Here is a 7,351-nt window from a genome sequence, read left to right on the forward strand (position 1 = left end):
CCGCATCTGGGACAAGCGCCGCCTGATCGTGCCGCTGAGCTACTTCATGGACCAGCCCTTCCAGAACTGGACGCGCGCGGATGCGACGCTGATCGGAGTGGTGATGCTTTATGTCGATTACGCGGTCAGCATTCCCGACCTGCGCCTTGAGGCGGAACGCATCGTTCGGGCGTCACCCCTGTGGGACCGCGACGTCTTTGCCCTGCAGGTCACCGATTTCCGTGAGACCGTGACCGAGGTGCGCATCCTGGCCAGTGCCCGCAACGCCGGACGTGCCTTCGATCTGCGTTGCGAGATCAGGGAGCACCTGCTGGCCTATCTGCAGACGGACCAGCCCCATGCCATGCCCCGCCACCGGGGCAGCATCCAGATGGACGACCGCCCCGATCAATCCGCAGGTCTGGCCGACAAGGGGATCATCGAGGTCAAGGGCTAGGTCCTGCGGCTGTCACCGTGGCATGCCTTCCGAAGGCCTGTCGCAGGGATCGTGACGTCCTTGTCGATCGGCTTTCGGCACAGAAAGGGCGGGCAAGCCCTACTTGGGCTGGATGGACAGTTGATTGCGTGCGGTTCTTGGCCGGGTGGCACGCGATCCGCGGGTGTTGCGGATCGTGGCCAGGATCACATAGCCCAGAATCACCATCTGCAGGAAAACCACAGCCAGCAACGCCATGCCCAGGCTTTCCCAAGCCGAATATCCCGCCGCCGCGCCCCCGATCAGGGCCACCGCGGTCGTCGTCAAGGCAGCCAGCAGGTAACAGATGATAAACATGCCGCATCTCTCATCAGATTGCCCCCGCTATAGCACGGGAGACATCAAGGTGAGCGACAAAGGTTAAGAAAACCTTACCGACCCGTCATGCGACGCTTGAGCGACATGTAGGATTTGGGGCCGGCCAGATAGTTCTCCATCTCTCCGGGCAGCAGGAACGACTTGAGCTTGCGCAGGTTCACGCGGTCGTAGACGACGCCCAGGCACCGCGATTCCAACAGGGAATCCTCGGCCAGGGCGGTCTCGGCCATGGCGCGCGAGGTGCGGCCCCATTCGGCCACGATGACGAACTGTGCCAGCTCGTGCAGGATCGCCCGGCCTTGGGCCACGGGGTACAGCGGCGGGACGTCGACGATGACGCGGCTGAAATCGCCGTCGCGCGCCTCGGCCGCGATCTGGCCCAGCATCTGGCCGGTCAACAGGTCGTCCGAAGGCCCGCCCTGATCCAGCCCGCAGGGCAGCACGACCAGGTTGGTGTTGGCGATGCCGACCAGCATGTCCTGCCAGTTGCCGCCGCCGCTGACCGCGTCGGTCAGGCCCGGCTTGCGGTCCAGGCCCAGCATCCGGCTGAGCGTGCGGCCGCGGCTGTCGGCGTCGATCAGCAGGACAGAATGCATGCCGATGCCCAGCTGGCCCGCCAGGTTGAAGGCGACCGAGGACCGTCCGTCAAAGGGATGGAACGACGTGACGCCCGTGACGGGCAGCGCCCGGCCCGTCGCCTCGCCCGCAAGGCGGACATGGCGCAGCGTTTCGGCATAGACGGAATCGGGATAGTGCAGCACCGGGACCGGCACCTGGATGACCGGTGGCCGCAGCCTGGACAGGACGGGCAGTGTCTGCCCGCTGGCCGTGGCCGGTGGCGTTCGGGTGGCCGCGGGTGCCGCGCCCACCGCACGGGGACGACGGACCGCGGGCAGCACCGGCAGGTGGCCCAGGAACCGCAGGCCCGAATATTCGGTCAGGTCGGTGGATGTCCGCAGCGAGCGTTCGCGCCATTCGCGCAGCGCGGCGATGGCCATGCCCAGGAACATCCCCAGCAGCGTCGCGGCAAGCGCCGTGCGCAGCACCGCCGGGCCCGAGGGCGTGGTCGGCACCTGGGCATAGGACAGGATCCGCACGTTCGACACCGGGAAGGACTGCTGCTGCTCGATCTCCTGCGACCGGGTCAGGGTCTGCTGATAGATCGCGGACAGGGTCGCGGCCTCTTCCTGCAGGGCCCGCAGCCGGACGAAGTTGGCGGCCTGGTCGCTGTTGCGGGCCGAGGCCTGCTGGACGCTTTCCTGCAGGGCCTCGACGCGGGCATTGGCGACGTCCAGCGTGCTCTGGGCCTCGGCGCGTTGAGCCTGCAGTTCGATGAACAGGCGTTCGGCGGTGCTGACCAGGGTCTGCTGCAGGCCGGGGACCTGCGGATGGTCCGGTCCCGACGAAGCCAGCAGGCGCTGCAGCCGGGCCTGGACATCGTTGTAGGAATCCAGCCGCGCCCGCAGTTCGTCCGACACCTCGCCGCCGATGGCCAGCGAGCTGTTGCTGTTGGTCAGCCCCTCGACCCCGCCGGCGACGGCGCGGTCATAGGTGTCCAGAACCGCCCGCGCCCGCGCGGCCTCGGTCAGGACCTCGGTCAGGCTGGAGTTCAGTTCGTTCAGCGCCTGTTCGGTCAGAAGCCCGCCCGAGGAGAACTCGACCAGGCTGTTCTCGGCGGCAAAGCGTTCGGCCGCGCCGGCGGCAGCCTGCGCCTGCGCCTGCAGCTCCTCCAGGCGGGTGCGCATCCAGGCATTGGTCTGGCCGACGGAATCGGCATTCGAGGACAGGATGTCCTGGACATAGAGATCGGCATAGGCATTGGCGACCTGCGCCGCGATCTCGGGGTCATGCGAGGAATAGCTGACCGCCACGGCAGAGCTCTGGCCGATCCGGTCCACCCGGATCTCGCCCCGCAGCCGCGCGGCGGCCAGGCGACGCGCAGGGTCGACCTGCGCCATCGTCGCGTCGGACGCCATCAGGTCGTCCGGATTAATGACATCGGCGGGGGTGGTCAGCGCGACCAGCTGATCGCGGATCCAGGTCACCGGCCAGAACACCGTCGACAGGAAGCCCCCGATGGCCGAGGTGAAGGCCGACCGCGGCGGGTCCATGAACGACGGGTTCTCCTGCAGCCCGGTCAGGTTCAGCACGTCGTCGGCCAGCTTGTTCGATTCCAGGACGACGCGCGCGTTCTCGATCCGCTCGACCGGAAGGGCGGCGCTGGCGATGCCGCCCGCCTGCTGGACGGACCGGTTGACGTTGCTATCCAAAAGCAGGCTGGAATAGGTGGTGTAGGTTTCAGGCTTGGCGATGGAATAGGTCAGGCCCAGCATCCCCAGCAGCACGGCGGGCAGCAGGATGGTCGTGCGCTGCCGGCGCAATGCCACCATCAGCCGCCGCAGATCGATGGTCTGGGCCGGCGCGGCCGGTGCCTCGATATAGGCCATGTTCCCGTCATAGGGCTTGAGTTCGCGTCCCATCAGCTTTCCTTGGGTCCCGAGCGGGGTTCGGTATCCGACCGATCCGGCGCCGTTCCATAAATTTCGATCTGCCGTGCGCCGCCAAGATGGGCGGCCGCCCCGACATGAAGCGCCGCACGCATCAGCTGGCGGTTGCGCCAGGCCGGACGTGCCGCCCCGACCATGGCCAGTCCGCCGCAGACCAGGGCCTTGGCCACCGCCACCCCGGCCGCGCGAATGCGCCCGGCGCGCGGGCGTCCCTGGGCGATCAGGCTGGCATGCGTCTGACCCATCCGATAGCGGCGCCGCAGCAACCAGGCAAGGCGCGCGCGGTCCGATGGCACGGTTTCGTGCACGACAGCCAAGGGCGCAAAGGCGATTTTACCGCCAGCGGCCAGAAAACCGGCAAAAAAGGCACTGTCCTCGCCGCCCGAACGGCCCCGGACCAGGTCGAACGACAGCCGTCGCGCCGCCGGGTCGGCCAGGTCGACAAGCACGTTGCAGGTATAGCCGCTGGTGATCGAGCCATCCGGGCCATAGACCGGCAGCGTATCATGCGCCCGCGCGCGGTCCATCCAGACCGGCGCGTCGGGACGGTAATGGGCGCGCACCGGCCCCAGGACGGCGCCTGCATCCGCATCGCGCCACGCCGCCACAAGATGCATCAGCCAGTCGGCTTCGACCGTCTCGTCATCGTCCAGATAGACCAGCAGCCGCGCGCCCGTGGCGCGGGCGTGATCCAGCAGCGCGTTCCGCGCGATCGAGATGTTGGCCTGGGGCGCATGCAGATAGCTGACCTCGAGGGGATGGTCGGCGGCGATCCTTTCGACCAGGTCGCGGGCCGAGGGCTGCGCGTCGTTGTCGGCGATGGCCACGGCCACCGGCAGGCCGCAGGGCGTCAGCGCGGCAAGCGATGCCAGCGTGGCTGCCAGTTCCGGGCGCCGGAAGGTGCAGATGCCGATCAGCACCCTGTCGTGAAACAACGGCGCGCTCATGCAGGGGTCCGTTCCGCAGCGGGCTTGCGGGACAGCCATTCCCGCCAGAACCCGGCAGACCAGGCCATGTGCATGGTCCCCGCCACCAATCCCGCAACCAGCCCGCGGGGCCGCCCGGTCTGCAGGGCGATCATGACGCCGCCGGCCAGACAGGCCAGCAGCCACAGCAGCAACGGCAGGGCAAAGACCGCCCCGAACGGCGCCAGCACGACCAGTGCCGCCGCCGGGGCCAGCATGGCCACGACAGCCTGGCGGGCCGCGGGGCGAGTCCCGTTCTTTTGCAGGTTGCGGGCCCGCCCACGCCCGAAATTGAAATATTGCCGGATCAGGGGGCCAAGGCGCGCCCGCGGGAAATAGGTCAGCCGGGTCCGCCCGGTCAGCCAGATACGATGGCCCGCGGCTGTCAGCCGGTGGTCCAGCTCGGCATCCTCGTTGTGGCTGAAGCGCGCGTCATAGCCGCCCACCGCCCGAAAGGCGTCGATCCGCATCAGGGCGTGATGCCCGTGATCCACCCAGGCTCCACCGCCCGCCAGCCGGTGTGCCGACCCGCCATTGCCCAAGCGCGAATTCTGCGCCTCGGCGATGACCTGCTGCAGAAACCCCTGGCCCTCGGCATGCATGGTGACGACGACGCTGTCGGCACCGGTCCGCTGCGCCTCGGCCAGCAGAACGTCGCCGTAATCGGCGGGATAATCGCTGTGCGCATCCAGCCGCAGCAGCCATTCGGCCCCGTCCCCGAACCGGTCCACGGCCAGATTCACCCCTGCCGATTGTAGCCGGCCGGGATTGTCGATCAACCGGATCAGGGGATCGGCGGCGGCTCGGCGGCGGACGATGTCGCAGGTAGCATCAAGCGATCCGCCATCGGCGACCACGACCAGCCCGTTCACCCGCGCCGCAAAGGCCGCGGCAAAGGTCAGGACGCCGTCAATGTGGCGTGCCTCGTTCAGGGCCGGAATGACGATCAGCATATGGGGTTCTGACATCGTGACCTCAGGCAGCGGCGGCGGATGCGACCGAGGCCACGTCCCCTGCCCCGCAGATGGCGGCCGTCAGGTGACGGCATTCGGCCTCGTCCATCTCCAACGCGGCGCGGGAAAGGGCCGCGACCGCGGCACGGCGCGAGGCCAGACCCGCGGGATCGATGGCGGACAGGGCCGTAGCGACGGCCGCGGCATCGGGCGCTGCGACGGTGACGCCGCATCCCCAGGCCGCGACACGGCATGCAACCTCGGTCCCATCCAGAACCACGGGAACGGCGCCGTTCAGGCATCCTTCGTACAGGCGGTTGGGAAGCAACCAATCAGAGTTCTGCCCCGCCTGATACCGGTCGATCAGCCAAGCCACGTCCAACTGCGCATAGATCTTGGGCAGATCGTCGGGCCAGTCATAGGCGCCCATGAAGGACAGGTCAGGATTGGCATCCACGACCGCGTGGAAATCCTCCATGACGTCGAGGGCCGGACGCCCGCGCAGGATGACCCGGAACCGTCCGGGCTGCGCACGGGTGACCTGATCCAGCACCTGGAGGGACCAGCGACAACGCAGCATCCCGAACCAGCCGACGATCAGCGGGCCCCCCTGCTCCGCCCCGCCGGGTGCGGGAACGGACTGCGGCGACGACGGAACGGGCCGGGCAAAGGGCTTGTTCTCGACCAGCAGGACCGGGACGTCCGGCTGCTTGAAATGGCGCAGATAGCGCGTCTGGAACGCGGGCGAGGACAGGACGACCAAGCTGGTGCGCGCCATCAGCCCGGCCTCGACCCGACGCAGGATACGGGCGGGCATGCCCTGCCCCAGCATCATGCCGTGAATGTCCAGCAGCTCATAGACCAGCCGCGCGCGCCTGGCGCGTGCCAGCCGCGCGCCCAGGGCCAGCATTTCCAGATTGCGGGCCAGGATGACCTCAGGACCGCCGTCCTGCGGCGGGACAAGGCGCGCGATGCGGGGCCATGCCTCGGCGATCGCGCGGACGCGCTGGATCATGCGGCCGTTCGACGTCCGTCCCAGCACCGTCGCAGGTTCAGGCAACGCCCCCTGCCCCCGCCGGAACCCCGCGACCCGAACCTGTGCCCCGCCCTGGCGCAGCATCCTGACTCGTCGCCAGATCGAGGGGTCGTCAAGGTCATGGGCAAGATAGGTCACGTGCAAAAAAGGGTCTCCGGCAGGATAATCGTTACAAAGGGTCTTGGGACAGGACATGCAGACAGCACTTGGGCCGCCCAGGAAATGTCGGCACTGGATAGACAATTCCGCCGCACGGGAAAACAGCCTAATAGGACAACTTTTGCGATCTGCCGACAAGGAAGCGTGAACTGTTGAATCCGCAAAGGGGTCAGGCTCAGTGTTACTCACCAAACGGTTGCATCAAGGCTTGCTTCACTAGGTCAATTCAATTTCAGGTTGCTTATTCAGCTCGTTAATCAATTTCTCACAATTGCCTTCAATAGGTGCTCACGCCCTACGCAAGACGTATGCCGCCATGACAATCAGAACCCAACGTGGTGCAAAGCACCTCCTCCGCTGAGCCGACAACAGAGTATCTCTTCCTTACCGGTAACGCTTCCCGTCGCGGTTGCAACGCGGGTTGCTGGTCAGGAGCGTCTTGGCGCTGCCTCGGGAAGCTTTGCCAAGACATGCGACGTTGACCCCCATCAATCTTGAACACCTAAGTTTGCCGTGAAAGCAAGTGGTCGGATATTCGTGTATATACTGTTGGTGACTGCGATTTGTCGCTTATCAGAACAGCCATAATGCCACATTCAATAGCATTGAAAGGTTGCATAAAATTTCCATTTACACTTAATAATTGATTTCGTTGCGAACCGCACCCTGCGCTATAAAAAATTTTCGCAAAATCCTTTGACATTTGAAGCTTACTCTGAGTAACAGATTTATGAAAAACCTCTGATTTGCATTCCACTTCGGGATTACAGCTATGCATCAGGGATTGGACAATAAAAACGGTGATGCGTATGCTTTATAAAAGTTCTACAAAAACGAATAAAATTATTATTTCTTTAGTATTCGCTTGGCTAACATTGTGGTTAGCAAACGCAATTCAAGACATCACAATATGGCTTACCATACATTCCCCAAGTGGC

General features: G+C 65.4%; 5 protein-coding genes and 1 pseudogene. 1 reads left to right on the plus strand and 5 read right to left on the minus strand.

What is annotated here, in order from left to right; translation table 11 throughout:
- Window positions 1-436 (plus strand): annotated as a pseudogene (locus TW83_RS16125) (mechanosensitive ion channel); the annotation flags it as partial.
- Between the two features lie 99 nt (window positions 437-535).
- Here TW83_RS16125 and TW83_RS16130 read toward each other — a convergent pair.
- From TW83_RS16130 to TW83_RS16150, 5 genes are all read right to left on the minus strand, one after another.
- Window positions 536-772: a hypothetical protein gene (locus TW83_RS16130; RefSeq protein WP_045983803.1), complete on the minus strand. Its 237-nt coding sequence runs from the start codon at window positions 770-772 to the stop codon at window positions 536-538.
- Between the two features lie 74 nt (window positions 773-846).
- The gene (locus TW83_RS16135; protein WP_045983804.1) at window positions 847-3,273 is read right to left on the minus strand and encodes a GNVR domain-containing protein; all 2,427 of its coding nucleotides are present in this window, start codon (window positions 3,271-3,273) and stop codon (window positions 847-849) included.
- Window positions 3,273-4,247 carry a glycosyltransferase gene (locus tag TW83_RS16140; RefSeq protein WP_045983805.1) on the minus strand — a complete coding sequence of 325 codons (975 nt, stop codon included), beginning with the start codon at window positions 4,245-4,247 and terminating at the stop codon, window positions 3,273-3,275. The genes TW83_RS16135 and TW83_RS16140 overlap by 1 nt, the downstream gene beginning before the upstream one ends.
- The gene (locus tag TW83_RS16145) at window positions 4,244-5,233 is read right to left on the minus strand and encodes a glycosyltransferase family 2 protein (RefSeq protein WP_045983806.1); all 990 of its coding nucleotides are present in this window, start codon (window positions 5,231-5,233) and stop codon (window positions 4,244-4,246) included. Before TW83_RS16145 ends, TW83_RS16140 begins: the two co-directional genes overlap by 4 nt.
- A gap of 7 nt (window positions 5,234-5,240) precedes the next feature.
- The gene (locus TW83_RS16150) at window positions 5,241-6,392 is read right to left on the minus strand and encodes a glycosyltransferase family 4 protein (protein WP_162198073.1); all 1,152 of its coding nucleotides are present in this window, start codon (window positions 6,390-6,392) and stop codon (window positions 5,241-5,243) included.
- Window positions 6,393-7,351: the final 959 nt, after the last annotated feature.

It is taken from the genome of Paracoccus sp. S4493, assembly GCF_000967735.1.
GTDB lineage: Bacteria > Pseudomonadota > Alphaproteobacteria > Rhodobacterales > Rhodobacteraceae > Paracoccus > Paracoccus marcusii.